Below are 24031 nucleotides of genomic sequence, written 5' to 3' on the forward strand. Positions count from 1 at the left end.
TCCGTTCTCCCCGCCAGACACTACTGCTGCATGTTGATGATGACGTTTTCCTGCCACAGGCGCGGCAGCATTTTTGACGATTTATCCCACGCAGCCTGGTCCTTAACCGGACGGGCATGTTTATATTCCGACTGTGGCAGCAGGCGAGCCTGAACGTCCGCCGGCAGCGTCAGATGCTCAGCACGGATTGGGCGGGCATAGCCTTTCGCCAGATTGATCTGTCCCTGATCGGAGAAGATATATTCGCGGGTCAGTTTCGCTGCCGCAGGGTGTTTCGCGTATTTGTTAATGAGGGTGGTGTAGCCGGAGGTCACGGAGCCGTCAGAAGGGATTACGACCTCGTAGCGCGTTTTGTCGATCTGATCGCGGTAGTTAAGGGCGTTAAAGTCCCACACAACCGCCATCTGCACTTCGCCCTTTTCGATATTAGCAATCACCGGATCGGTCACGCCAAGACGCCCCTGTTTTGCCAGGTCGGCAAAGAACGCCAGCGCCGGTTTCAGGTTCTTCTCATCGCCGCCCAGCGCGTAGTTTGCTGCCAGTACGCCGTTAGCCGCCTGAGCTGCCACGCCGACGTCGCCGATAGTAACCACATACTTACCTTTCTTCAGATCGGCCCAGCTGTGGGGAATATCTTTTACCTGCTGCTTGTCGATCAGAAAGGCAATGGTGCCGGTATAGGCCAGCGCCCAGTGTCCCTCTTTATCTTTCGCCCAGTCCGGGATTTGATCCCAGTGGGTCGGTTTATAGGGCTGAGTCACGCCTTTAGCCACGGCGATGGGGCCAAAGGCGGCACCGACATCACCGATATCAGCACTGGCGTTCTCTTTCTCCGCCTCGAATTTTGCCAGCTCCTGGGCCGATGACATATCCGTGTCGCTGTGCTTCAGGCCATATTTGCTGCTGATGTCACGCCAGGTATCTTTCCAGTTGGCCCAGCTGTCCGGCATCCCGACGCTGTTGACCTGACCTTCGCTGCGCGCGGCTTTTTCCAGCGCGGTAAGGTCATTATCAGCGGCCTGCGCGACGGGCAGGGTAAGCACAACAGCACTGGCTACTACAGAGGCGATAAACGCTTTCATCTCAGTTGCTCCGGGTGTAAGTTGATGGGCCTGTCTGGTCTAGTCCAGCAAGAACCGAGCCAATGTAGCCCCTGACTATGAACGATTTATGACAGCGCGGCGCGGGACGGGGGACAGGTAAAGAAAACGGCGGCCCGTCAGCCGATCGCTGACGCCGTTACCTGAACAGTAAGAGTGCAGAGTCGCACTAAAATGAGGCTAATGTTGTGGCGTCACCAGCACTTAAATCGGCGGAGACTATCGCCAGCATCCTGCTGATGCGCATCCAGTCTGGCGAGTTCAGCAGCGGACGCCTGCCCGCCGAGCGTGCCCTGAGCGAGGCGTTCAGCACGACCCGCATCACATTGCGGGAAGCGCTGGGCAAGCTCGAAGCGCAGGGGATGATCTACCGGGAACTGCGACGCGGCTGGTTTATTGCGCCACCGCGGCTGATCTATAACCCGCTGCATCACAGCCATTTTCATGCCATGGCGTGCGCCCAGGGACGGCAGGCGACGACCGAGGTGATCGCTGCCGAAGAGGTCGCGGCGCACGACAGCGTAGCGACCGCCTTACAGCTGACGCCGGGTTCAGCGGTTTACTGCATCCGCCGCCTGCGGCGCATTGATGGACGTGCGGTGCTTTACGTCGAACACTACCTCAATCCCCGGTTTTTCCCGGGTTTACTTGGCGAGGACCTGACACGTTCACTGACCGATCTCTATGACCAGCGTTACGGCATCCGTTATGGCGGCGCGCGCTTCACGATCCTGCCCGGCCCGTTGCCGGAAATCGCCGCACCGACGCTGAATGTGGCAACCGGCAGCCCCGGCCTGCTGATCACCCGTATCAATCGCAATCAGCATCGGGAAGTGATTGATTGCGACTGCGAATACTGGCGTTACGATGCGCTCTGCGTGGATATGGAGGCCTGAGTCAATATTGTGATTTGCGTCACACTCGCGCATGATAGCGCACGCTGATAACCTCTTTTTTAAGGCGCAACATGAGTGACAAAAATCCGTTTGCCCGCCACCTTGCCACGCTGCTGCAGTGGGTGCTGAATCTGGGTCTGCTGAGTCTGGCGATTATCCTTATCGTCTTCCTGGGCAAAGAGACGACCCACCTGGCAAACGTGCTGTTTAATACCGGCGAGCAGGCCTCTTCCTATCTGCTGATTGAGGGGATCGTCATCTATTTCCTCTATTTCGAGTTTATTGCGCTGATTGTGAAGTACTTTCAGTCGGGCTATCACTTTCCGCTGCGCTACTTTGTCTATATCGGGATCACGGCCATTATCCGTCTGATCATCGTCGACCATAAAAATCCCTTCGACACGCTCTGCTACTCGGCCGCGATACTGATTCTGGTGGTCACGCTGTGGCTGGCAAACAGCAACCGGCTGAAACGCGAGTAATCTCTCTGCCGTCGGACACGACGGCAGGTGTTCGCATCGCGTCTCTGCGCTAAACTACCGACCTGAAAATTACTGGGAGTGGTGCTATGTCGCAAGACGCGCTCAGCTTATTACGTGCGCTCAACTGGCTTTCTCCGTCGCAGGCAGCGCCTGCGCCCGCTCTGCTCGACTGGCTGATGGAGGAGGACTCGATGACGCGCCGTTTTGAACAGCATTGTCAGCGGGTCACGGTGCAGCCGCTGCGTGAAGGCTTTATCGACGCCCGCGAACTGGGCGAGGAAAAAGCGCTGTTGCCGGACGATGAACGCTTCTGGCTGCGTGAAGTGCTGCTGTTCGGCGACGATCAGCCCTGGCTGGCTGGCCGCACGCTGGTGCCGGAAAGCACCCTCAACGGCCCGGAAGCCATGCTGCAACAGCTCGGCACCCGTCCTCTGGGCCGCTATCTTTTCTCCTCATCGACCCTGACCCGCGATTTTATCGAGCCGGGGCAGGTGGGGGCATTATGGGGGCGGCGTTCACGCCTGCGTCTCTCCGGTAAACCGCTGCTGCTGACTGAACTGTTTTTACCCGCATCGCCATTCTATGGCGATCGGGACTGAGGGATCTGGAGTGCAAAATAGTATGACGATGAAATGGCGGGCGTATGCCCGCCTGATGCGTATCGACAAACCGATCGGGACGCTGCTGCTGATGTGGCCCACGCTCTGGGCGTTATGGCTGGCGGATAGGGCCGTGCCCCCGCTGCCGGTGCTGGCGGTTTTTGTTGCCGGGGTGTTTGTGATGCGCGCGGCGGGTTGTGTGATTAACGACTACGCCGACCGTAAGGTGGACGGTCATGTTGAGCGCACGAAGCATCGGCCTCTGGCCAGCGGGGCGGTAAGCGCCAGAGAGGCGAAGCTGCTGTTTGTGATCCTGGCGCTGGTGGCCTTTGCGCTGGTGCTGACCATGAACCTGATGACGATTATGCTCTCTGTCGTGGGGCTGGCGCTGGCCTGGGTTTACCCCTTTATGAAACGTTATACCCATCTGCCGCAGGTGGTACTGGGTGCCGCTTTTGGCTGGGCGATTCCCATGGCGTGGTCTGCAGTTAGTGAGTCCTTACCCCTCGTCTGCTGGCTGGTTTTTATTGCCAATGTCTGCTGGACGGTGGCCTACGATACGCAATATGCGATGGTGGACAGGGATGACGATTTGAAGATTGGCGTCAAGTCGACCGCGATTCTGTTTGGCCGTTTCGACAAGCTGGCCATCGGTTTGCTGCAGCTGGCAACCCTGGTGCTGATGGCGCTGGTGGGGATGCTGCTGCATCTGAATGGCGCTTTCTACTGGACGCTGCTGCTGGCGGCGGCGCTGTTTGTGTATCAGCAGAAGCTGATCGCCGGACGTGAACGGCAGCCCTGTTTCCAGGCATTCCTGAATAACAACTATGTCGGGATGGTACTGTTTCTGGGCGTGCTGATGAATACGCCGCCGTTCAGCCAGCTGTTCTGAAAGTTTTGGGCGCAAAAAGGCTCATTTAGCGGCGAGATCGAGCGTGTGCAGGAAACACGGTCAGATCGGAAAGACGCAAAAGCCGCCATCCCTGGCATGCCCGGCCCGCGCCATCTGTGGCGCGGGCCGCTTTCCTCTTCTGATCGTGTACCCAGCGTGTTGAGCCTGTTTGTTGCTTCCGGATCTCTTTTGCTCCGAAGTTTTGGGCAGAAAAAGGCGACCTCATGAGGTCGCCTTTTACCTGTACGCAGGCGTCAGTCGTGCGCGACGGCGGTTTCAATCGTCATGCGAACGTCACTGGTTACCAGATCCGCCAGGATGTGCCAGGTGGCCTGCGTCTGTGCGACATCGGCATCGCCACTGTCACTGATATATCCTTCGTCGCGCAGCGTCAGCACCAGCGAGGTGAAAACGGCTTTGTCGAAGAACTCCGGTGCGTTGATGCCGTGCAGCACCGACAGTCGCTGTGCCAGCGTCCGGCTCTCTTTTTCCAGCGTACCGCGGTTAATCGTCGGCTTGGCGCTGAGAATTGAGAAGGTAATGGCGTAACGCTGCAGCGTTTCACGTACCCCGGCGGCCAGCAGCTGCAGCGTGCGATAGCGTGCCGCAGTAAAGCGCAGCTCACCGTCTTCGCGCGTAATCAGGCCCTGACGCGCCAGTTCCTGACACAGATCGGTCAGCAGCTGTGGCAGTTCATCGGTCTGCCAGCGCAGGAACAGCTCACTCTTCAGCATCGGATAGATCAGGCTCACCTGACGCAGCAGTTCTGCTTCACTCAGCGTCTGATGCTGCTGAACAATGGCGGCAATCAGCGACGGCATTACCAGCATGTGATGAATGTTGTTGCGATAGTAGGTCATCAGCACTGCCTGCTCACGCGGCAGAATAATGATGTCGCCAATGCTGTCCTTTTCACTCTCAAACTTGTTCATGCCCATTGCGTGATCCAGCAGCGCTTCCGAAGTGAGATCGGGCACCGTTGCATTGGGTGAATAGGGCACATTGCGCAGCAGCTGGGTGTAGCACGCCAGTTGTTCAATCAGCTGTTCACGGGTTAGTGAGCGCTGACGTGACGCAAGCAGGGCCGTGACGCAGAGGTTCATGGCATTGGCTGCGCCCGCTTCATTGATCCGCACCATCAGGCTGGCCGCGATATCATTGACGGTCGGCGTTAACCAGCTCGGGCGCTGCGGCTCAATGGGATCAATGGCATCGCGCCATTCCGGCACGCGCTTGTTAAGATAGTTGACCAGCGGCATCGGCTCGCCAAAGTTAACATAGCCCTGGCCGAGATTGCGCAGCTTGCGTAAGCCACGCACCATCTGCATGAAGCCCTCTTTTTCTTTTGCCGCGCCGCGCAGCTCTTTGGCGTAAGTGCCCACTTCCATCACATGCTCATAGCCGATGTAGATCGGCACCAGCGTGATCGGGCGATTTCCACCGCGCAGCATCGCCTGCAGCGTCATCGCCAGGGTGCCGGTTTTCGGGTCCAGCAGGCGACCGGTGCGTGAACGGCCGCCTTCGACAAAGTACTCAACCGAATAGCCGCGGGTAAACAGCTCGCCCAGGTATTCGCGGAACACCGTGGCGTAGAGCTTGTTGCCTTTAAAGGTTCGGCGGATAAAGAATGCACCCAGACGACGGAAAATCGGGCCTGCCGGCCAGAAGTTGAGGTTGATTCCGGCTGCGATATGCGGCGGCACCAGTCCCTGATGGTAGAGCACATAGGAAAGCAGCAGATAATCCATGTGGCTGCGGTGGCAGGGCACATAGACGATTTCATGGCCATCCTGCGCCAGCTGACGCACTTTTTCGCCGCCGTTGACGTTGATGCCCTGATAGAGACGGCTCCAGAGCCAGCCCATTACCCGGTCTGTCACGCGAATCGCTTCGTAGGAAAAGTTGGCCGCAATCTCTTCCATCATCTCGATGGCATTCTGCTGCGCTTTCTCATGAGAGATCTTTTTGCTGCGCGCTTCATCTTCTACCGCTTTCTCAATCGCTTTGGACTGCAGCAGACGATTAAACAGATCCTGACGCGCCGGTAAACGCGGGCCAATCGCGGCCAGCCGCTGGCGGGCAAAATGAATGCGGGCCACGCGGGCCAGCTTCTGGGCGATCGACTTGTCCGTTCCGTGTTCGGTTGCCATGCGGCGCAGCGAGACGGTGGGCGAGAAGCGGACAAAGCTGTCGCGCCCGTGCCAGATGACGGCAAAGAATTTCTGTACTCCGTTCAGGACCCGCAGATGTGGTGTCGCTTCTCCCTGAACTTCACGCCCTGGTGCGCGGCCAAACATCACGGTGACCGGCAGCATCTGAATATCCAGCGTGGGATTGTTTCGATGCAGATCGAGATAGTCGTGAAAGATTTTCACGGATTCGACGCTGGGCACAAAATAGGGGAAGACGCGCGGGCCATCGTGAATAAAGACGTGACGCGGCAGCAGCGAACCGTCAATCTCCAGCGGAGAGAGCGGATCGGGCAGATGGTGTCGCAGACACTGGGCGCGCAAAGTGAGTAAGTCGGCCTTCGAATCGTAAGGCAAAACATACATAATAGGCCGGGTCGGATCCAGGCCATGTTCTGAAACGGGATCGGCCGGAATGGCCTTACTTTTTACCAAAAACGACAGTGGTAAATTAAGCAGTTTGTAATAAAGTTTACGCCAACCTGACATAGACAACATGAAGCCTCTTGTTAGCAAAGCGCCGCAAGCATACCAGAAAGCGCAGCGAAGATCTGTGGTGGTGCTAATTGCACGCAGCCCAGACATTGACGTCAATACGATGAAAGGGTTCCCCCATCATGGCAAATAATGCCACCGGACTTATCAGAATAGTTAAAGCCGCAGGTTACTCATGGCAGGGGCTGCGTGCCGCCTGGCAGCATGAAGCGGCATTTCGTCAGGAAGCGCTGGCCGCGCTGGTTGCCATCGTCATCGCCTGCTGGCTGGATGTGGATGTGGTTTCCCGTATCCTTATGATTGGATCGGTGGTGCTGGTAGTGATTGTTGAAATCCTTAACAGCGCGATTGAATCCGTGGTGGATCGCATTGGTCAGGAGCATCATCCCCTGGCTGGTCGGGCGAAAGATATGGGATCGGCCGCGGTGCTAATCACCATTCTGCTGGCTCTGTTTGTCTGGATCGCGCTGCTCTGGTCACATTTGCGATAAGCGTTCCATATCGCGTCGGAAGCCGCGTTTTGCGGGACAATCGGTTTCCATTTCGCCAATACCTGTATATACTCACAGCGACTGTATAAACAACCAGGGGGCGGGATGAAAGCATTAACCAGCAGGCAGCAGCAGGTCTATGACCTGATTCGCGACCATATTACTTCAACAGGCATGCCGCCTACGCGTGCCGAGATTGCCGCGCAGCTGGGATTCCGTTCGCCGAACGCGGCAGAAGAGCATCTGAAAGCGCTGGCGCGTAAAGGCGTCATCGAGATCGTGTCCGGTGCCTCGCGCGGCATCCGTCTGCTGATGGAAGAAGAAGCCTCTGAAGGCTTACCGCTGATTGGCCGGGTCGCTGCCGGTGAGCCAATCATGGCGCAGGAACATATCGAAACCCACTACAAGGTGGATCCGGGCCTGTTTAAGCCGTCGGCTGACTTCCTGCTGCGCGTCAGCGGAATGTCGATGAAAGATATCGGGATTATGGATGGCGATCTGCTCGCCGTGCATAAAACCCAGGATGTGCGTAACGGACAGGTCGTGGTGGCGCGCATTGATGATGAAGTCACAGTGAAACGCTGGAAAAAGCAGGGGGCTATTGTCCATCTGCTGCCTGAAAACAGTGAGTTTGACCCGATTGTGGTTGATACCCGTGCGCAGTCGCTGACTATTGAAGGTCTGGCAGTGGGTGTCGTTCGCAACGGCGAGTGGCTCTGATTTTTCTGCCCGCGTGCATTCGCCCTCTCTGATGCTATTCTGTCTGCCCTAATTTTGTCGCGGCCCTGTTTGCGCAGCGACACTGAGCACGGAACGGCGAATGCGCTTTATTACGTCAACCGATAAAAATCTCTGGCGGCTTGCGCTGCCGATGATCCTGTCAAATATCACCGTACCCTTACTGGGTGTGGTCGATACCGCTGTTATTGGTCATCTCGACAGCCCTGTCTATCTTGGTGGGGTCGCGGTCGGGACCACTGTCACCAGTTTTCTCTTTATGCTGCTGCTTTTTCTGCGGATGAGCACCACGGGCCTTACGGCCCAGGCGCTGGGTGCGGGCGACAAAACGGCGCTGGCGCGGGCGCTGGTCCAGCCACTGATTATTGCGCTGCTGGCAGGGGTGCTGTTTATCGCCTTACGCTATCCGGTTATCCAGCTGGCGACACAGCTGGTCGGCGGCAGTCCCGACGTCCTGGCGCAGGCGGCACGGTTTATTCAGATCCGCTGGCTCAGTGCGCCAGCTACGCTGGCAAACCTGGTGATTCTGGGCTGGCTGCTGGGCGTGCAGTATGCACGCGCGCCGGTGATCCTGCTGGTGGTAGGGAATCTGGTCAATATCGTGCTCGATCTCTGGCTGGTCATGGGGCTGCACTGGGGTGTTGCGGGTGCGGCCACCGCCACGGCGCTGGCCGAATATATTACGCTGGGCGTTGGCAGCATCATGGTCTGGCGGGTACTGAAACTGCACGGCATCACGCCAGCCCTGCTGAAACAGAGCTGGCGCGGTGACAGTGCCCGGCTGCTGCGCCTCAACCGGGATATCATGCTGCGCTCCCTGATGCTGCAGCTCTGTTTCGCGTCGCTGACCGTGCTGGGCGCACGACTCGGCCCCGACGTGGTCGCGGTTAACGCCGTTTTACTGATGTTCATTACCTTCACCGCTTACGCACTGGATGGTTTCGCCTATGCGGTAGAGGCGTTTGCCGGTGAGGCGCATGGCGCAAAAGATGGCAGTAAACTGCTGCGTGTCTGGCATTCCGCCTGTCGTCAGGCGGTGGCCGTCGCGCTGTTCTTCTCGCTGGTCTATGCGATCGCTGGCCCGCAGATCGTGACGCTGCTGACCTCGCTGACGTCGCTGCAACAGACCGCCGACCGCTATCTGGTCTGGCAGGTCATCATGCCGCTGGCGGGCGTCTGGTGTTACCTGCTGGATGGCATGTTTATTGGCGCAACCCGTGGTCGCGAGATGCGCAACAGCATGGTGATGGCTGCCGTAGGCTATTTCCTGACGCTGCTGAGCGTACCGCTGCTGGGCAACCATGGGCTATGGCTGGCGGTAACCGTTTTTCTGGCGCTGCGCGGCCTGACGCTCTGGCTCATCTGGCGGCGGCACTGGCGTCACAACAGCTGGTTTGAGGCCTGATTCCGCCGGGCTCGCAGGTGGATACAGATTATTCTGTATTGTTCTGTCTTATGGGATAAAGCGACTACAATTAACTTTACAGGGCGCAGTTAAGTAGCGCTTTGTATCGAGGTTATGATGAGTAGCCAGATAATTAAACCCCGAGGATTGGAGGTCTGCCATGAACAAAGATGAAGCGAGCGGCAACTGGAAGCAGTTCAAAGGCAAGATGAAAGAGAAATGGGGCAAGCTGACCGACGACGATATGCAGGTGATCGAAGGTAAACGCGACCAGCTGGTAGGTAAAATTCAGGAGCGTTACGGCTATGCGAAAGATGAAGCAGAGCGTGAAGTAACGGCCTGGGAAACGCACAATAAAGATTACCGCTGGTAACCGAACCTCTGTTCCGGTGAGCCCTCACCGGAACTCTCTTCAGGCCCTGACGCCTATCCCCGTTTTCCCCGCTTTTTTCCCTCATCCTGATGGTCATGTTCGCAGCTTTCATGATGCGTACAGGCTGCCACTTCCGCACAGTTTTCGCACAATCCATGTGCTTCGATCACGCTATGGCGCAGAGCAAACTGCGCTTCGCCCGCCAGCGTCGCGATAATAGTTTCCACGCCCTGCGCCTGTTTTTCTGTGACGGCGGCACAGCGGTCGCAGACCAGCATCACCGAGGTATGCGCCGGTGCTTCAAAATGGTGACACATTACGTAGCTATTGTTGGACTCCACCCGGTGGATAAAGCCCTGCTCCAGCAGGAAATCGAGCGCACGATAAACCGTAGGCGGTTTGGCCTGAGGTTCACTGACCCGCAGCTGGTCCAGCAGGTCGTAGGCACTGATGGAGCCGGGCTGTTCGGCCATTAGTCGCAGCACTTCAGCACGCTGCGAGGTCAGACGCACACCACGCTGCAGGCACATTTTTTCGGCCTGAGTCAAAATTTGCTGCGTCGTCATGGTTGTCATGAAAGTTCTCCGCTGGATAAGTGATGTTATTTTATCACAATTGGCGGCGAGGTGCTGAAGTGCCTTCTGCCTGCAAAAACAGCATTAATTGCCTGTTAAAACAGCATGTTCAGCGTTTCAGCCCACGTTTTTAACCTTACTGACGATAAATCAGATCCATTCTGAATCAACCGGAAGAGAATTTTATTGGCATTTTGCTTTGCATCTCACGGAGTTAAGAAGTAATGTTCAGAAAGACTTAAGCAATGTCTGGTATTTTTTGAAACCCCCCGACTTAGTTTGAACAATCACAACATGTTTTTGGTTGGAAAATGTCCAATCCCTTGAATTAAGGCACTGTTTCCTTTGAATTCACAGCAACGACGCGTTAGCCAGCATTCACAATACGGCTAACAAATTATTCAGTCATTGAATGTATTAATGACAATTTTCAGGTGATGGCAGGCAAATGGTGAAAAAATCCGCTCAACGTCCGGCGCTAAAGTACTCCGCTGCGGCGACCGCGCTTTTCCTTTCTTCTTCCGCCATGGCGGCAGGGACCTGGTACGATGCACGTAATGACGCCATGGGTGGCACCGGCGTCGCTTCTTCTCTCTATGGCTCCGCCGTGCTGGCTAACCCGGCACTGATGACGCGTGCCAGACCCGACGATAACGTCAGCATTATTTTTCCGTCAGCCGGTATTCAGGTCACTGACAAGGATGACCTGATTAACAAGGTCGATGATATTACCGCGACAGTAGATCGTTACCGCTCAGTGCTGGGTAACTTTACGCCCGCAGACTATTTACGGGGCTATCCTGAACTGCGCGCGGCCTCGGGCGATGTGGCCAACAGGCTGAGCGATTTGCGCGGCGATAAGGCCAACGGTTCGGCGGGTGTCGCCGTTGCCGTGACGGTTCCGAATGAGACGCTACCTTTCGCCTTTATTACCAAAGCCTACGGAACCGCGCACGTTCGCGCTAACGTGGTGCAGGGTGATATCGACTATCTGCGCGGCGTGGCCAACGGCACGATACTGCCGCGTCCGGGTGACCAGAACAACCTTCGCTCCAGCGCCAATGGCTTAGCGGCCCTCGTCACCGATTATGGCGTGGCGGTCGCGCATGAGTTCACCATCGCCGGTCAGCCGGTGTCGGTGGGCGTTACGCCGAAAGTGCAGAAAACCTGGCTCTACAACTACACCGCCAGCATCTATGACTACGACAAGAACGACATCAACAACAGTCAGTATCGCAGCACGGATACCGGGTTTAACGTCGATGCCGGTCTGGCGACGACCTTTGCGGAGAACTGGACGCTGGGCGTCACCGGTCAGAACCTGGTGTCGCGCGATCTGCAGACCCGCGAAGTCAATGGGTATCGCGATACCTATCAGATTCGCCCGCTGGTCACTACCGGCCTGGCCTGGGATAAAGGTCCGTTCACCGTGACGGGCGATGTGGATCTGACGGAGACCAGACGCTTCAAAAGTCAGGGAAACAGCCAGTATGTGGCTGCAGGCGCAGAATATCGCGTACTCGACTGGCTGCAGCTGCGTGCCGGTTATCGTGCGGACATGCGGTCCAACGACGAGAATGTCGCGACCGCCGGTTTTGGTCTCTCGCCGTTTAACAACGCCGTCCATCTGGATCTGGCGGGTTCGGTGGGCGCGAACAACACCTGGGGCGCAATGGCGCAGCTGGGCTTCAACTTCTAAGCACGTTATTCAGGCAGTCCGGGCGGGGCGATGCACTATCGGCCCGCCTTGTGTTATCCTTGCACAGAATTCCATCACCCTTAATTACCGGATTGCCTGTACTTCATGCCTGAATTTTCTTCGCAACGCTTCTCTGTCGCGCCTATGCTCGACTGGACCGATCGCCACTGTCGCTATTTTCACCGTCAGCTGACGGCGGATACGCTGCTCTACACCGAAATGGTCACCACCGGCGCCATCATTCATGGCAAAGGGGATTACCTGGCTTATAGCGAGGCCGAGCATCCGGTCGCATTGCAGCTGGGCGGCAGCGATCCGGCGGCGCTGACGCACTGTGCGAAGCTGGCCGAACAGCGCGGCTACGATCAAGTGAACCTGAACGTTGGGTGTCCTTCTGACCGGGTACAGAATGGCCGTTTCGGTGCCTGTCTGATGGCCGAGGCGACTCTGGTCGCCGATGCGGTCAAAGCGATGCGCGATGTGGTATCGATCCCGGTCACCGTCAAAACCCGGATTGGTATTGATGAGCTGGACAGCTATGCGTTCCTGACCGATTTCATTGGCACGGTCGCGGGGCGCGGCGAGTGCGACACCTTTATTATTCATGCGCGTAAAGCCTGGCTCTCCGGCCTCAGCCCTAAAGAGAACCGCGAGATCCCACCGCTGGATTACCCGCGCGTCTGGCAGCTGAAACGCGATTTCCCGCATCTGACTATTGCCCTGAATGGCGGCGTGAAAACGCTGGAAGAGGCGCAGAACCATCTGCAGCACCTTGATGGCGTGATGATGGGCCGTGAAGCCTATCAGAACCCCGGTATTCTGGCGCAGGTCGACCAGACCTTATTTGGCCGTCAGCATCCGGCGGTAAACCCGGTTGAGGTGGTGCGCGCCATGTACCCTTATATCGAAGCGGAGCTGGCAAAGGGCACCTATCTCGGTCACATTACCCGCCACATGCTGGGGCTGTTCCAGGGCATTCCTGGCGCGCGCCAGTGGCGTCGCCACCTGAGCGAAAATGCCCACAAGCCGGGCGCAGATGTGCGCGTGCTGGACGCGGCACTGTCGCTGGTCGCTGACAGAATTCCGCAGGAAGCCTGATCCCACCTCCGGAACATTGAAAACCAGCCTTCAGGCTGGTTTTTTTTACACCAAAATCTGGTTTTTCTCACCAGGCAAGAGACGCGTCGTTCTCTTTTAGTTTTTTAAAAACAGCAGGTTATCTGTTGGCATGCTTTTTGTAACAACTATAACAACTGTTATAAAAATGGAGCGCTGACGTGGAAATTTTATTCGTAGTGGGTTTTTTTCTGATGCTACTGCTGACCGGCGTTTCACTGCTGGGCGTGCTGGCGGCACTGGTAGTGGCAACCATCGTGATGTTCGTCGGAGGACTCTTCGCTCTTGTTATCAAAGTGTTACCGTGGCTGGTCCTGGCGGTGATCGCCGTCTGGCTGCATCGGGCTTTTTCTGGCGACAACGACGCACGAGCCCGCTGCAGACTGTGTCGTAAGATCAACAGGTTAGACCGAAAAAGCTGGCGTTAAATGCGGTGACGATCACAGAGTGAGAGATTGTTTAATGCGGATCTGCAATTAAACATATTTTTTACTTATGTTTTCTGGCAGGATGGGTGTCGTCAATTCGATGTGCCATCGAACCGACATAAATTCATCGCCGCTGTCCCTACACCAGCGCGAACAAAAATAAAAAAAGAAGAGGGCTTCCTGCGGGAAGCCCTTTTTGTTGTTGACGCTTACGGAATTAACAGGCAGGAGCCCTGTGTGGCGCGGCTTTCCAGCATCTGGTGTGCCCTGCTGGCCTCTTTAAGCGCAAACATCTGCTGCGCAGGGACGTCCACCCGAATCGCACCGCTGGCCAGCAGCGAGAACAGTTCTGCGCTGGCAGTTTCCAGCTCCTGACGGTTGGTGATGTAGCCAAACAGCGAAGGGCGCGTCACAAACAGCGACCCTTTCTTATTCAGGATGCTGAGATCAACACCGGTCACTGGCCCGGAGGCGTTGCCAAAACTCACCAGCAGGCCATGACGACGCAGCGAGTCCAGCGAGGCTTCCCAGGTATCCCTGCCGACGGAGTCATAGACTACGGCCACTTTTTTACCGTCGGTCAGTTCGCTGACGCGCTGGGCAATATCTTCTTCACGGTAGTTGATGGTTGCCCAGGCACCTGCCTGTTCCGCCAGCGTGGCTTTCTCCGCTGAACCGACTGTGCCGATCAGGTGCGCGCCCAGCGCCTTTGCCCACTGACAGGCGATCAGGCCGACACCACCTGCCGCCGCGTGAAACAGGAAGGTTTCGCCGGCGCTGATTTTATGGGTCTGGCGCAGCAGATACTGCGTGGTCAGCCCTTTCAGATAGCTGGCTGCAGCCTGTTCAAAACTGATTGCCTCCGGCAGATGCATCAGGCGATCTTCGGCCACGTTGTGCACTTCGCTGTAGGCACCCATGGACGCCAGGCAGTAGACCACGCGGTCGCCGGGCTTAAACAGGGTGACGCCCCGGCCAACCCGTGACACCACGCCCGCGGCTTCCGTCCCCAGGCCGGAAGGAAAAGTGGCCACCGGATAGAGGCCGCTGCGAACATAGGTATCGATATAGTTGATGCCGATAGCGCGATGCTCTACCTGAACGTCGTATTCCGCAGGCTCAGCAGGTTCAAAATCTGTCCACTCTAAAACGTCCGGTCCGCCGTGCGCACTGAACTGAATACGCTTTGCCATTCTGACTCCTGTGATTGTTTCATCATGAGGGTGAGGCACGCCCCTCAACTAAGGTATACTTGCGCGTCCCCACAGAAGATCGGTAATGCATTCACTATGGCAGGAAATAAACCCACCAACAAATCGAACGAAACGCAGGATCGCCAGCTCGCAGGCGTGAAAATGCCCCCGCATTCGCTGGAAGCGGAGCAGTCTGTGCTGGGTGGGTTGATGCTGGATAACGAGCGCTGGGATAACGTCTCTGAGCGCGTTGTCGCGAATGATTTTTTCAACCGCTCGCATCGGCTGATTTTTTCAGAGATGCAGCGGCTGCTCGAAAACAGCAAGCCCATCGACCTGATTACGCTCTCTGAATCGCTGGAAACACGCGGCGAACTGGAGATGGCGGGTGGCTTCGCCTATCTGGCTGAGCTGGCAAAAAATACCCCAAGTGCGGCGAACATCGGCGCGTATGCAGATATCGTTCGCGAACGTGCAGTAGTGCGTGAGATGATTGCTGTCGCTAATCAGATTGCCGATGCCGGGTACGATCCGCAGGGGCGCAACAGTGAGGAGCTGCTCGACTTTGCGGAGTCGAACGTCTTCAAGATTGCGGAAGCGCGCGCAGATAAAGATGCGGGCCCGAAAAATATCGAGCAGATCCTGGAATCAACCGTTTCCCGAATCGAATCGCTCTATCAGACCCCGCATGACGGCGTCACCGGCGTCGATACGGGTTATCAGGATCTGAATAAAAAGACGGCGGGTCTGCAGGGTTCTGACCTGATTATTGTCGCTGCCCGTCCTTCGATGGGTAAAACCACCTTTGCGATGAACCTGTGCGAAAACGCCGCCATGCTGCAGGAGAAGCCGGTGCTGATCTTCAGCCTGGAGATGCCCAGTGAGCAGATTATGATGCGTATGCTGGCGTCACTTTCCCGCGTCGACCAGACTCGCATCCGAACCGGCCAGCTCGATGATGAGGACTGGGCGCGGATCTCCGGCACCATGGGTATCCTGCTGGAGAAGAAGAACATGTATATCGATGACTCTTCCGGCCTGACGCCCACCGAAGTGCGCTCCCGCGCCAGGCGCATCTACCGTGAAAACGGTGGATTAAGCCTCATTATGATCGACTATCTTCAGCTGATGCGCGTGCCGTCGCTGTCAGATAACCGTACACTGGAAATTGCGGAGATCTCACGCTCGCTGAAGGCGCTGGCGAAAGAGCTCAACGTGCCGGTGGTGGCGCTGTCGCAGCTTAACCGCTCGCTGGAACAGCGCGCCGATAAGCGTCCGGTGAACTCGGATCTGCGTGAATCGGGATCGATCGAGCAGGATGCGGATTTGATCATGTTTATCTATCGCGATGAGGTCTATCACGAAAACAGCGATCTCAAAGGGATCGCCGAGATCATCCTGGGTAAACAGCGTAACGGCCCGATCGGCACGGTGCGCCTGACCTTTAACGGTCAGTGGTCGCGCTTTGATAACTATGCAGGCCCGCAGTACGACGACGAATAATCTCCGCATCAGGCTGTCATGCACGATCTGTGCATGGCAGCTCCCATCATCAGAAAATAGTGTTGGACAACCTCTCGGGTTATCGGGTTATCTGTAACAAAGCGACGACTATTACGCTGTGGAAACGGAATGACTCACGTAGACGATTACGACCTTAAAATCCTCACTTTATTACAATCTAACGGCCGTCTGACTAATCAGGAACTGAGCGATCTGGTCGGCCTCTCGGCCTCACAATGCTCCCGCCGCCGCATTAATCTGGAACAGGCTAACCTGATCCTGGGCTATCACGCCCGGCTGTCTCCCGATGCGATCGGGCTGGGCATGGTGGGACTGATTGAGGTGCGCCTGATTAACCATACGGCAGAATATGTGGAAAGTTTTCACCGCATGGTGGAGCAGGAGCAGGCGATCGTCGATGCCTATAAAACGACCGGCGATGCGGACTATCTGCTTAAAGTCGCCGTGGCCGATCTCAACGCCCTGAGCGCCCTGATCAGTCAGTTAGTGGCAGGTCATCAGAGCGTTTCCCATGTGAAAACGTCGGTGGTGCTGGGCCGCATGAAAGAGAATGGGCTGATGATGATGCCGGAGAGCAGAACGCGCTAAAAAGGTGCATGCTGTGCGCTTTTGGTGCACACTGGCGGCAAAGCATGCAAACAACGCGCATCTTAACGAGATAAAGTGCATGAAATGACGGCGATGAATCGTATTCATGCAAAAAGTTTTGTTCTGAAGTGTCTCAGATATCAATGGGATATCGTGCATAGCCGCGTAACCGCCGGTGATGGCAGTGACGCTGGTGCGTTTTTTGCATTGGAACCGCATCATTTGCACTGAGAAAACCCCCATGGATAACATCGCAGAACCCGCCCGCGTCCCGCATTCGCGCATCGAAGATGCGCTGGCGATGGTGCTCGGCACCCTGATGGTCTCGTTCGGCGTCATTATGCTGAAACAGGCCGGCGCGCTGACCGGTAGCACCGCAGGCATCGCCTTTCTGATCAGTTACCTGTCGCCGCTGTCGTTTGGCGGCGCCTTCTTTCTGATCAACATCCCTTTTTACTGGCTGGCGGTAAAACGCATGGGCTGGGAATTCACCCTGAAAACCTTCTGCGCCGTCGGTCTGGTGTCGCTGTTTACCCAGCTGCATCCGTTGTTCGTCCACTTTTCCGACCTCAATCCCTTCTATGCGACACTGTTCGGTAACGTCATCATGGGAATCGGGTTTATAGTGTTGTTTCGTCATAAAGCGAGCCTGGGCGGCATCAACATTCTGGCGCTGTGGCTTCAGGACCGCTTTGGGATCCGCGCGGGTAAACTGCAGATGGCGGTGGATACCTGCGTCGTGCTGGCGTCTCTGTTCGTGGTGAGTGGCCCCATCCTGCTCGCCTCGATTGCAGGGGCGGTGATCCTGAATCTGATTATTGCAATGAACCACCGTCCGGGACGCTATCGGGTTTAACCCGTTTTTTACCTCTGGACCACTCTTGGAGACCTATACCGTGTTTCAAAACGTTGATGCCTATGCTGGCGATCCGATTCTGTCGCTGATGGAAGCCTTCAAACAAGACCCGCGCGAACACAAAGTTAACCTGAGTATCGGGCTCTATTACGACGAACAGAACATCATTCCGCAGCTGAAAGCCGTGGCGGCTGCCGAAGAGCAGATCTATGCTGAGCCGCATCAGGCATCGCTCTACCTGCCAATGGAAGGGCTGAACAGCTACCGGAACGCGATTGCACCGCTGCTGTTTGGGGCCGATCATCCGATGTTGCAGGCAGGTCGCATTGCCTCCATTCAGACGCTGGGCGGCTCGGGGGCGCTGAAAGTGGGCGCAGACTTCCTGAAGCGTTATTTCCCACAGTCTGCCGTCTGGGTCAGCGATCCGACCTGGGAAAATCACATCGCGATCTTCAACGGTGCCGGTTTTGAGGTGAACACTTACCCCTGGTATGACGCAGAAACCCACGGAGTGCGCTTTGATGCCTTTATCAGCACCCTGAAAACCCTGCCAGCCCGCAGCATCGTCCTGCTGCATCCCTGCTGCCATAACCCGACCGGCGCCGACCTGACGGACGCGCAGTGGGATCAAACCATTGAGGTGCTGAAAGCGCAGCAGCTGATTCCTTTCCTGGATATCGCCTATCAGGGCTTTGGTGCCGGCATGCAACAGGATGCTTATGCGCTGCGCGCCGTCGCGGCGGCCGGTCTGCCTGCGCTGGTGAGTAACTCGTTCTCGAAGATCTTCTCACTCTACGGTGAGCGCGTGGGCGGTCTCTCTGTCGTCTGCGACAGCGCCGACGAATCAGCACGCGTGCTGGGTCAGCTCAAAGCGACCGTTCGTCGTAACTACTCCAGCCCGCCGAACTTTGGTGCGCAGGTGGTGGCGCGTGTTCTCAACGATGAAGCGCTGAAAGCGAGCTGGCTGGCAGAAGTGGAAGCGATGCGCCTGCGTATCCTCGCGATGCGTGAGTCCTTAGTCGAGGTGCTGCGCACCGCGCTGCCGGGCAAAAACTTTGACTACCTGCTGAAGCAGCGCGGCATGTTCAGCTACACCGGACTGAGCGCGCAGCAGGTCGATCGCCTGCGCAACGAATTTGGCATCTACCTGGTGGGCAGTGGCCGGATGTGCGTCGCCGGTCTGAACAGCAAAAACGTGCATCAGGTGGCAGAGGCTTTCGCCGCCGTCATGTAACGATGCGCCACGCTGTGAAAAAACCGCCGGGTTCGCTCCGGCGGTTTTTTTATGGGGCAGGGTTTACCTTTGGGCGACATGCTGCACACTTAAACGGGAGAATCGTTCAAGGAAACCGTTATGTGGCATCAACAAACCCTCACGCTGAGCGCGAAGCCGCGCGGCTTTCATCTCGTCACCGATGAAATTGTCGCATCGCTCTCCGGCCTGCGGGATATCAAAACCGGCCTGCTGCATCTGCTGTTACAGCATACGTCGGCGTCGTTAACCTTAAATGAGAACTGTGATCCGACGGTACGCAGCGACATGGAGCAGCATTTCATGCGGCACGTGCCGGAAAATGCACCTTATCAGCACGATTATGAAGGACGCGATGATATGCCCGCCCACATCAAATCCTCAACCCTGGGCGTGTCGTTACTCCTGCCGGTTCAGCGGGGACGCCTGGTGCTGGGCACCTGGCAGGGGATCTGGCTGGGTGAGCATCGCATTGAGGGCGGTGCCAGGCGAATTGTCGCGACGTTACAGGGGGAATCATAATGAATCACTCAGACTTACTGACCTATTGCATGAGCAAACCGGGCGCGGAGCAGAGCGTCCACAATGACTGGAAAGCGACACAAATTAAGAGCAACGGCGTGCTGTTTGCGATGGTGCACGAGGCCAAAGGGCGGCCTGCGATATCGCTGAAATCAACGCCGGCGCTGGCTGAACTACTGCGCGAAGAGCACAGCGACATTATCCCCAGCGAGCACCTGAATAAGTCCCACTGGAGCACGCTGTTTCTTGACGGCTCGCTGAAAGATTCGCAGATCTATTATCTGATCGACGCCTCCTGGCAGCAGGTGGCAGCGGGCCGGTAAACGGCCAGAAACCCTCTTGCCTGAGCAAGAGGGTCCGACACACGAGGGTTACGCGGCAGGCTGTTCGCGCAGCGTGTTGATGTCGATAACAAAGCGGTACTTCACATCGCTTTTCAGCATACGTTCGTAGGCGTCGTTAATCTGATCCATCGCAATCAGTTCAATATCTGAGGTGATGTTGTGTTTACCACAGAAGTCGAGCATCTCCTGCGTTTCCGCGATACCGCCGATCAGTGAACCGGCAATGCTGCGGCGTTTAAAGATCAGGTTAAACACCTGAGGAGCCGGGTGATCATGCTCCGGCGCACCGACCAGCGTCATGTTGCCATCCAGCTTCAGCAGGGAGATGAACGGGTTAAGATCGTGCTGCGCTGCCACGGTGTTGAGAATAAAGTCGAAGCTGTTCGCGTGCTGCGCCATCTGCGCCGGATCTTTAGAGATAACAACCTCATCGGCACCCAGACGCTTGCCATCCTCAATCTTAGAGGCTGAGGTGGTGAACAGCACGACATGCGCGCCCATTGCATGGGCAATCTTCACGCCCATGTGGCCCAGACCGCCTAAACCGACAATGCCCACTTTTTTGCCCGGTCCGACATTCCAGTGGCGCAGCGGAGAGTAGGTGGTAATCCCGGCGCACAGCAGCGGCGCGACGCCCGCCAGCTCCAGATTTTCGGGAATGCGCAGCACAAAGCTCTCATCCACCACCATGGACGTGGAGTAGCCGCCGTAGGTAATCGCGCCGGTTTCGCGATCTTCGCCGTTGTAGGTACCCACAAATCCGTTTTCGCAATACTGCTCAAGTCCCTGCTGACAGCTCGGACAGCTGCGGCAGGAGTCGACCATACAGCCTACGCCTACCAGATCGCCGACTTTATATTTCTGCGTCTGCGGACCAACGGCGGTCACGCGACCGACAATTTCATGACCCGGCACGACAGGGAAAATCGTGTTTTTCCACTCATTACGGGCCTGATGCAGATCTGAATGGCAAACGCCACAGAACAGCACGTCAAGCTGGACGTCATGGGCGCGCAGCTCACGCGGCTTAAAATCGAACGGTGCCAGTTTGGATTTTGCATCCTGAGCAGCATACGCATGCGTAATATTCATGGTGTCTCCAGTTTCGATATGTCGTGAGTTTTTCTGATGAAGTGCAGCCGTCTGAACGGGCTGCAAAAAACAGGGCGACGCAGGGCGTGCCAAAGAGGAACCGCTTAAGGATAGTCAGCGTGGTAAAAAGCGTATATGCCTATACATGTCTGAATCTTGCCTGATCCTGCATTTTTCTGGCTGAATCGGCAGGAGTAATAAAAAAGGCCCGCACGCGGCGGGCCCTGGAGAGTTACTTCTGTAGCAGCGGCTTCAGGAAGCGGGCCGTATGGGATTTCTCACACTCCGCAACGGTTTCTGGCGTGCCCGCCACCAGGATTTCACCGCCGCCGCTGCCCCCTTCCGGGCCAAGATCGACAATCCAGTCGGCGGTTTTCACCACGTCGAGGTTGTGTTCAATCACCACAATGGTGTTGCCCTGGTCGCGCAGCTGATGCAGCACTTCCAGCAGCTGCTGGATATCGGCAAAGTGCAGACCCGTGGTCGGCTCATCCAGAATGTAGAGCGTCTGGCCAGTGCCGCGTTTGGAAAGCTCACGCGCCAGTTTCACACGCTGTGCCTCACCGCCGGAGAGCGTGGTGGCCGACTGCCCGAGCCGGATGTAGGAGAGCCCCACATCCATCAGCGTCTGCAGCTTACGCGCCAGCGCCGGCACCGCATCGAAGAACTCACGGGCTTCTTCGATGGTCATCTCCAGCACTTCGTGGATGCTCTTGCCTTTGTACTTCACTTCCAGCGTTTCGCGGTTATAGCGTTTGCCTTTGCACTGGTCGCACGGCACATAGATGTCCGGCAGGAAGTGCATCTCGACTTTCAGTACGCCGTCGCCCTGACAGGCTTCACAGCGTCCGCCGCGCACGTTAAAGCTGAAGCGGCCCGGATTATAGCCACGCGAACGCGCTTCAGGCACGCCGGCAAAGAGTTCACGCACCGGCGTAAAGATGCCGGTGTAGGTGGCTGGGTTAGAGCGCGGAGTACGACCGATCGGGCTCTGGTCAATGTCGATCACTTTATCGAAGTGCTCCAGACCCGCCACGTCGCGATAAGGAGCCGGTTCGGCGATGGTCGCCCCGTTCAGCGCCCGCTGCGCAATCGGGAACAGCGTATCGTTAATCAGCGTCGATTTGCCCGAGCCGGACACGCCGGTAATGCAGGTAAAGAGTCCGACCGGCAGCGTCAGTGTGACATCCTTGAGGTTATTGCCACGCGCCCCGGTAATTTTCAGCACTTTAGAAGGATCGCCTTTAACGCGCGCTTCCGGCACCGCTATTTCACGCTTACCGCTCAGGAACTGCCCGGTCAGTGACGCTTCCTGCGCCATGATCTCATCAACAGTACCTTCAGCAACCACCTGACCACCATGCACACCGGCACCCGGACCGATATCGATCACATGATCTGCGGCACGAATCGCATCTTCATCATGCTCAACCACGATCACTGTGTTACCGAGATCACGCAGGTGAATCAGCGTACCGAGCAGACGCTCATTGTCGCGCTGGTGCAGGCCGATAGAGGGCTCATCCAGGACATACATGACGCCGACCAGCCCCGCACCGATCTGGCTGGCCAGACGGATACGCTGCGCTTCACCGCCGGAAAGCGTCTCCGCAGAACGCGACATAGAGAGATAGTTCAGACCGACATTCACCAGGAAGCTCAGGCGGTCGCCAATCTCTTTCAGGACTTTTTCAGCGATCTGCGCTCGCTGGCCGCTGAGCTTCAGATTTTCAAAGAAGGACATCGCATGACCGATGCTCATCTCAGAGATGGTCGGCAGCGTGGTGTTCTCGACATAAACATGACGTGCTTCGCGACGCAGACGGGTGCCTTCGCAACTGGCACAGGCGCGGTTGCTGATGAACTTCGCCAGCTCTTCGCGCACGGCAGAAGATTCGGTCTCTTTGTAGCGGCGTTCCATGTTATTAAGCACGCCCTCAAACGGATGACGGCGTACCGAGGTGTCACCACGATCGTTGATGTACTTAAATTCGATGTTCTCTTTGCCAGACCCGTACAGAATCACCTTCTGTACATTGTCGGGCAGGCTGCCGAACGGGGCTTCAATATCAAAGTTGAGGTGGTCTGCCAGCGAACGCAGCATCTGGAAGTAGTAGAAGTTACGGCGATCCCAGCCGCGGATCGCGCCGCCTGCCAGAGAGAGGTCCGGATTCTGCACCACACGATCGGGATCGAAATATTGCTGCACGCCCAGGCCGTCACAGGTCGGGCAGGCTCCAGCCGGGTTGTTGAACGAGAAGAGGCGCGGCTCCAGTTCGCTCATGCTGTAACCACAGATCGGACAGGCGAAGTTAGCCGAGAAGAGCAGCTCTTCGGCTTCTGTGTCATCCATATCCGCAACAATCGCCGTGCCGCCGGAAAGCTCCAGCGTGGTTTCAAACGATTCCGCCAGGCGGGTCGACAGGTCGTCACGCACTTTAAAGCGATCAATCACCACTTCGATGGTGTGCTTTTTCTGCAGCTCCAGCTTAGGCGGATCGGAGAGGTCACACACTTCACCATCGATACGCGCACGGATATAGCCCTGCGCCGCCAGATTCTCCAGCGTTTTGGTGTGTTCGCCTTTGCGATCTTTAATCACTGGCGCCAGCAGCATCAGGCGACGGCCTTCCGGCTGAGAGAGTACCTGATCAACCATCTGGCTGACAGTCTGCGCCGCCAGCGGCACATTATGATCCGGGCAGCGCGGTTCGCCCACGCGGGCAAACAGCAGACGCAGGTAATCATGGATCTCGGTGATGGTTCCCACCGTCGAACGCGGGTTGTGCGACGTGGATTTCTGTTCGATAGAAATGGCGGGCGATAGACCTTCGATGTGATCGACGTCCGGCTTCTCCATTAACGAAAGAAACTGGCGCGCATACGCAGAGAGCGATTCTACGTAGCGGCGCTGACCTTCCGCATACAGCGTATCAAACGCCAGTGAGGATTTACCGGAGCCTGACAGGCCGGTCACCACAATGAGTTTGTCGCGAGGGATGGTCAGGTTAATGTTTTTCAAATTATGGGTGCGGGCACCACGAACTTCGATCTTATCCATTCACCTTTCCCGGTTAGCAGCACTCACCGCGCCTTGCCGACACGGCCAGAATAAACGTGTCATTATGGCACAAAAAATAGACTGAATAAATATCCAGTACTCTGTGGTCCGGGCGGCGGGC

The 24031-nt window shown here is 56.7% G+C and carries 23 protein-coding genes; 17 read left to right on the forward strand and 6 right to left on the reverse strand.

Annotated features, from left to right (window positions below):
- Window positions 1-20 precede the first annotated feature (20 nt).
- Window positions 21-1082, reverse strand: a complete 1062-nt coding sequence (locus ACLHDD_RS16705) for an ABC transporter substrate-binding protein (protein WP_427104949.1) — start codon at window positions 1080-1082, stop codon at window positions 21-23.
- Between the two features lie 206 nt (window positions 1083-1288).
- Between ACLHDD_RS16705 and ACLHDD_RS16710 the strand changes: the two genes are divergently transcribed.
- From ACLHDD_RS16710 to ubiA, 4 genes are all read left to right on the forward strand, one after another.
- On the forward strand, window positions 1289-1996 hold the full coding sequence (locus ACLHDD_RS16710) for a UTRA domain-containing protein (protein ID WP_427104950.1): 708 nt from the start codon (window positions 1289-1291) through the stop codon (window positions 1994-1996).
- Between the two features lie 71 nt (window positions 1997-2067).
- Window positions 2068-2478: a phosphate-starvation-inducible protein PsiE gene (psiE, locus tag ACLHDD_RS16715; protein WP_427104951.1), complete on the forward strand. Its 411-nt coding sequence runs from the start codon at window positions 2068-2070 to the stop codon at window positions 2476-2478.
- Window positions 2479-2564: 86 nt separating this feature from the next.
- Entirely contained in the window at window positions 2565-3077 is a 513-nt protein-coding gene (gene ubiC / locus ACLHDD_RS16720) for a chorismate lyase (RefSeq protein ID WP_427104952.1), read from the forward strand.
- A gap of 10 nt (window positions 3078-3087) precedes the next feature.
- Window positions 3088-3969, forward strand: a complete 882-nt coding sequence (gene ubiA / locus ACLHDD_RS16725) for a 4-hydroxybenzoate octaprenyltransferase (RefSeq protein WP_427104953.1) — start codon at window positions 3088-3090, stop codon at window positions 3967-3969.
- Between the two features lie 254 nt (window positions 3970-4223).
- Here ubiA and plsB read toward each other — a convergent pair whose 3' ends face one another.
- Complete coding sequence (plsB, locus tag ACLHDD_RS16730) at window positions 4224-6647, reverse strand: glycerol-3-phosphate 1-O-acyltransferase PlsB (protein WP_427105225.1); 2424 nt, start codon at window positions 6645-6647, stop codon at window positions 4224-4226.
- Between the two features lie 128 nt (window positions 6648-6775).
- Between plsB and ACLHDD_RS16735 the strand changes: the two genes are divergently transcribed.
- The 4 genes from ACLHDD_RS16735 (at window position 6776) to ACLHDD_RS16750 (ending at window position 9660) form a co-directional block, all read left to right on the forward strand.
- Window positions 6776-7144, forward strand: a complete 369-nt coding sequence (locus ACLHDD_RS16735; RefSeq protein ID WP_427104954.1) for a diacylglycerol kinase — start codon at window positions 6776-6778, stop codon at window positions 7142-7144.
- Between the two features lie 105 nt (window positions 7145-7249).
- Window positions 7250-7864, forward strand: coding sequence for a transcriptional repressor LexA (gene lexA / locus ACLHDD_RS16740; protein WP_111140194.1), 615 nt, complete (start codon window positions 7250-7252; stop codon window positions 7862-7864).
- 100 nt (window positions 7865-7964) lie between these two features.
- Window positions 7965-9287 (forward strand): MATE family efflux transporter DinF, encoded by a 1323-nt coding sequence (gene dinF, locus ACLHDD_RS16745; RefSeq protein ID WP_427104955.1) that lies wholly within the window; start codon window positions 7965-7967, stop codon window positions 9285-9287.
- A gap of 160 nt (window positions 9288-9447) precedes the next feature.
- The gene (locus ACLHDD_RS16750) at window positions 9448-9660 is read left to right on the forward strand and encodes a CsbD family protein (protein ID WP_427104956.1); all 213 of its coding nucleotides are present in this window, start codon (window positions 9448-9450) and stop codon (window positions 9658-9660) included.
- Window positions 9661-9713: 53 nt separating this feature from the next.
- On the opposite strand, the gene zur is transcribed toward ACLHDD_RS16750, so the two are convergent.
- Entirely contained in the window at window positions 9714-10235 is a 522-nt protein-coding gene (gene zur / locus ACLHDD_RS16755; protein WP_427104957.1) for a zinc uptake transcriptional repressor Zur, read from the reverse strand.
- Between the two features lie 448 nt (window positions 10236-10683).
- Here zur and ACLHDD_RS16760 point away from each other — a divergent pair, with 448 nt between their 5' ends.
- The 3 genes from ACLHDD_RS16760 (at window position 10684) to pspG (ending at window position 13478) form a co-directional block, all read left to right on the forward strand.
- Entirely contained in the window at window positions 10684-11934 is a 1251-nt protein-coding gene (locus ACLHDD_RS16760) for a conjugal transfer protein TraF (protein ID WP_427104958.1), read from the forward strand.
- A 105-nt stretch (window positions 11935-12039) separates the two neighbouring features.
- Entirely contained in the window at window positions 12040-13032 is a 993-nt protein-coding gene (dusA, locus tag ACLHDD_RS16765; RefSeq protein WP_427104959.1) for a tRNA dihydrouridine(20/20a) synthase DusA, read from the forward strand.
- A gap of 179 nt (window positions 13033-13211) precedes the next feature.
- Complete coding sequence (gene pspG, locus ACLHDD_RS16770) at window positions 13212-13478, forward strand: envelope stress response protein PspG (protein WP_427104960.1); 267 nt, start codon at window positions 13212-13214, stop codon at window positions 13476-13478.
- Window positions 13479-13687: 209 nt separating this feature from the next.
- Here pspG and ACLHDD_RS16775 read toward each other — a convergent pair whose 3' ends face one another.
- The gene (locus ACLHDD_RS16775; protein WP_427104961.1) at window positions 13688-14671 is read right to left on the reverse strand and encodes a quinone oxidoreductase; all 984 of its coding nucleotides are present in this window, start codon (window positions 14669-14671) and stop codon (window positions 13688-13690) included.
- A 96-nt stretch (window positions 14672-14767) separates the two neighbouring features.
- On the opposite strand from ACLHDD_RS16775, the gene dnaB reads away from it, so the two are divergent.
- The 6 genes from dnaB (at window position 14768) to ACLHDD_RS16805 (ending at window position 19736) form a co-directional block, all read left to right on the forward strand.
- Window positions 14768-16174 (forward strand): replicative DNA helicase, encoded by a 1407-nt coding sequence (gene dnaB / locus ACLHDD_RS16780; RefSeq protein ID WP_427104962.1) that lies wholly within the window; start codon window positions 14768-14770, stop codon window positions 16172-16174.
- Between the two features lie 129 nt (window positions 16175-16303).
- Window positions 16304-16783, forward strand: a complete 480-nt coding sequence (locus ACLHDD_RS16785) for an Lrp/AsnC family transcriptional regulator (RefSeq protein WP_128084961.1) — start codon at window positions 16304-16306, stop codon at window positions 16781-16783.
- Between the two features lie 241 nt (window positions 16784-17024).
- Window positions 17025-17639, forward strand: coding sequence for a YitT family protein (locus ACLHDD_RS16790; RefSeq protein ID WP_111140204.1), 615 nt, complete (start codon window positions 17025-17027; stop codon window positions 17637-17639).
- Window positions 17640-17679: 40 nt separating this feature from the next.
- A complete protein-coding gene (locus ACLHDD_RS16795) occupies window positions 17680-18873 on the forward strand; it encodes an aromatic amino acid transaminase (protein ID WP_427105226.1) in 1194 nt (397 codons plus the stop codon).
- Between the two features lie 120 nt (window positions 18874-18993).
- Window positions 18994-19413 carry a secondary thiamine-phosphate synthase enzyme YjbQ gene (locus tag ACLHDD_RS16800; protein ID WP_427104963.1) on the forward strand — a complete coding sequence of 140 codons (420 nt, stop codon included), beginning with the start codon at window positions 18994-18996 and terminating at the stop codon, window positions 19411-19413.
- Window positions 19413-19736, forward strand: coding sequence for an MmcQ/YjbR family DNA-binding protein (locus tag ACLHDD_RS16805; protein ID WP_427104964.1), 324 nt, complete (start codon window positions 19413-19415; stop codon window positions 19734-19736). The genes ACLHDD_RS16800 and ACLHDD_RS16805 overlap by 1 nt, the downstream gene beginning before the upstream one ends.
- Before the next feature lie 48 nt (window positions 19737-19784).
- On the opposite strand, the gene ACLHDD_RS16810 is transcribed toward ACLHDD_RS16805, so the two are convergent.
- A complete protein-coding gene (locus ACLHDD_RS16810) occupies window positions 19785-20849 on the reverse strand; it encodes an NAD(P)-dependent alcohol dehydrogenase (RefSeq protein WP_427104965.1) in 1065 nt (354 codons plus the stop codon).
- A 232-nt stretch (window positions 20850-21081) separates the two neighbouring features.
- Window positions 21082-23910: an excinuclease ABC subunit UvrA gene (gene uvrA, locus ACLHDD_RS16815; RefSeq protein ID WP_427104966.1), complete on the reverse strand. Its 2829-nt coding sequence runs from the start codon at window positions 23908-23910 to the stop codon at window positions 21082-21084.
- Window positions 23911-24031: the final 121 nt, after the last annotated feature.

This window comes from Pantoea sp. NSTU24 (assembly GCF_050157905.1).
Lineage (GTDB): Bacteria > Pseudomonadota > Gammaproteobacteria > Enterobacterales > Enterobacteriaceae > Pantoea.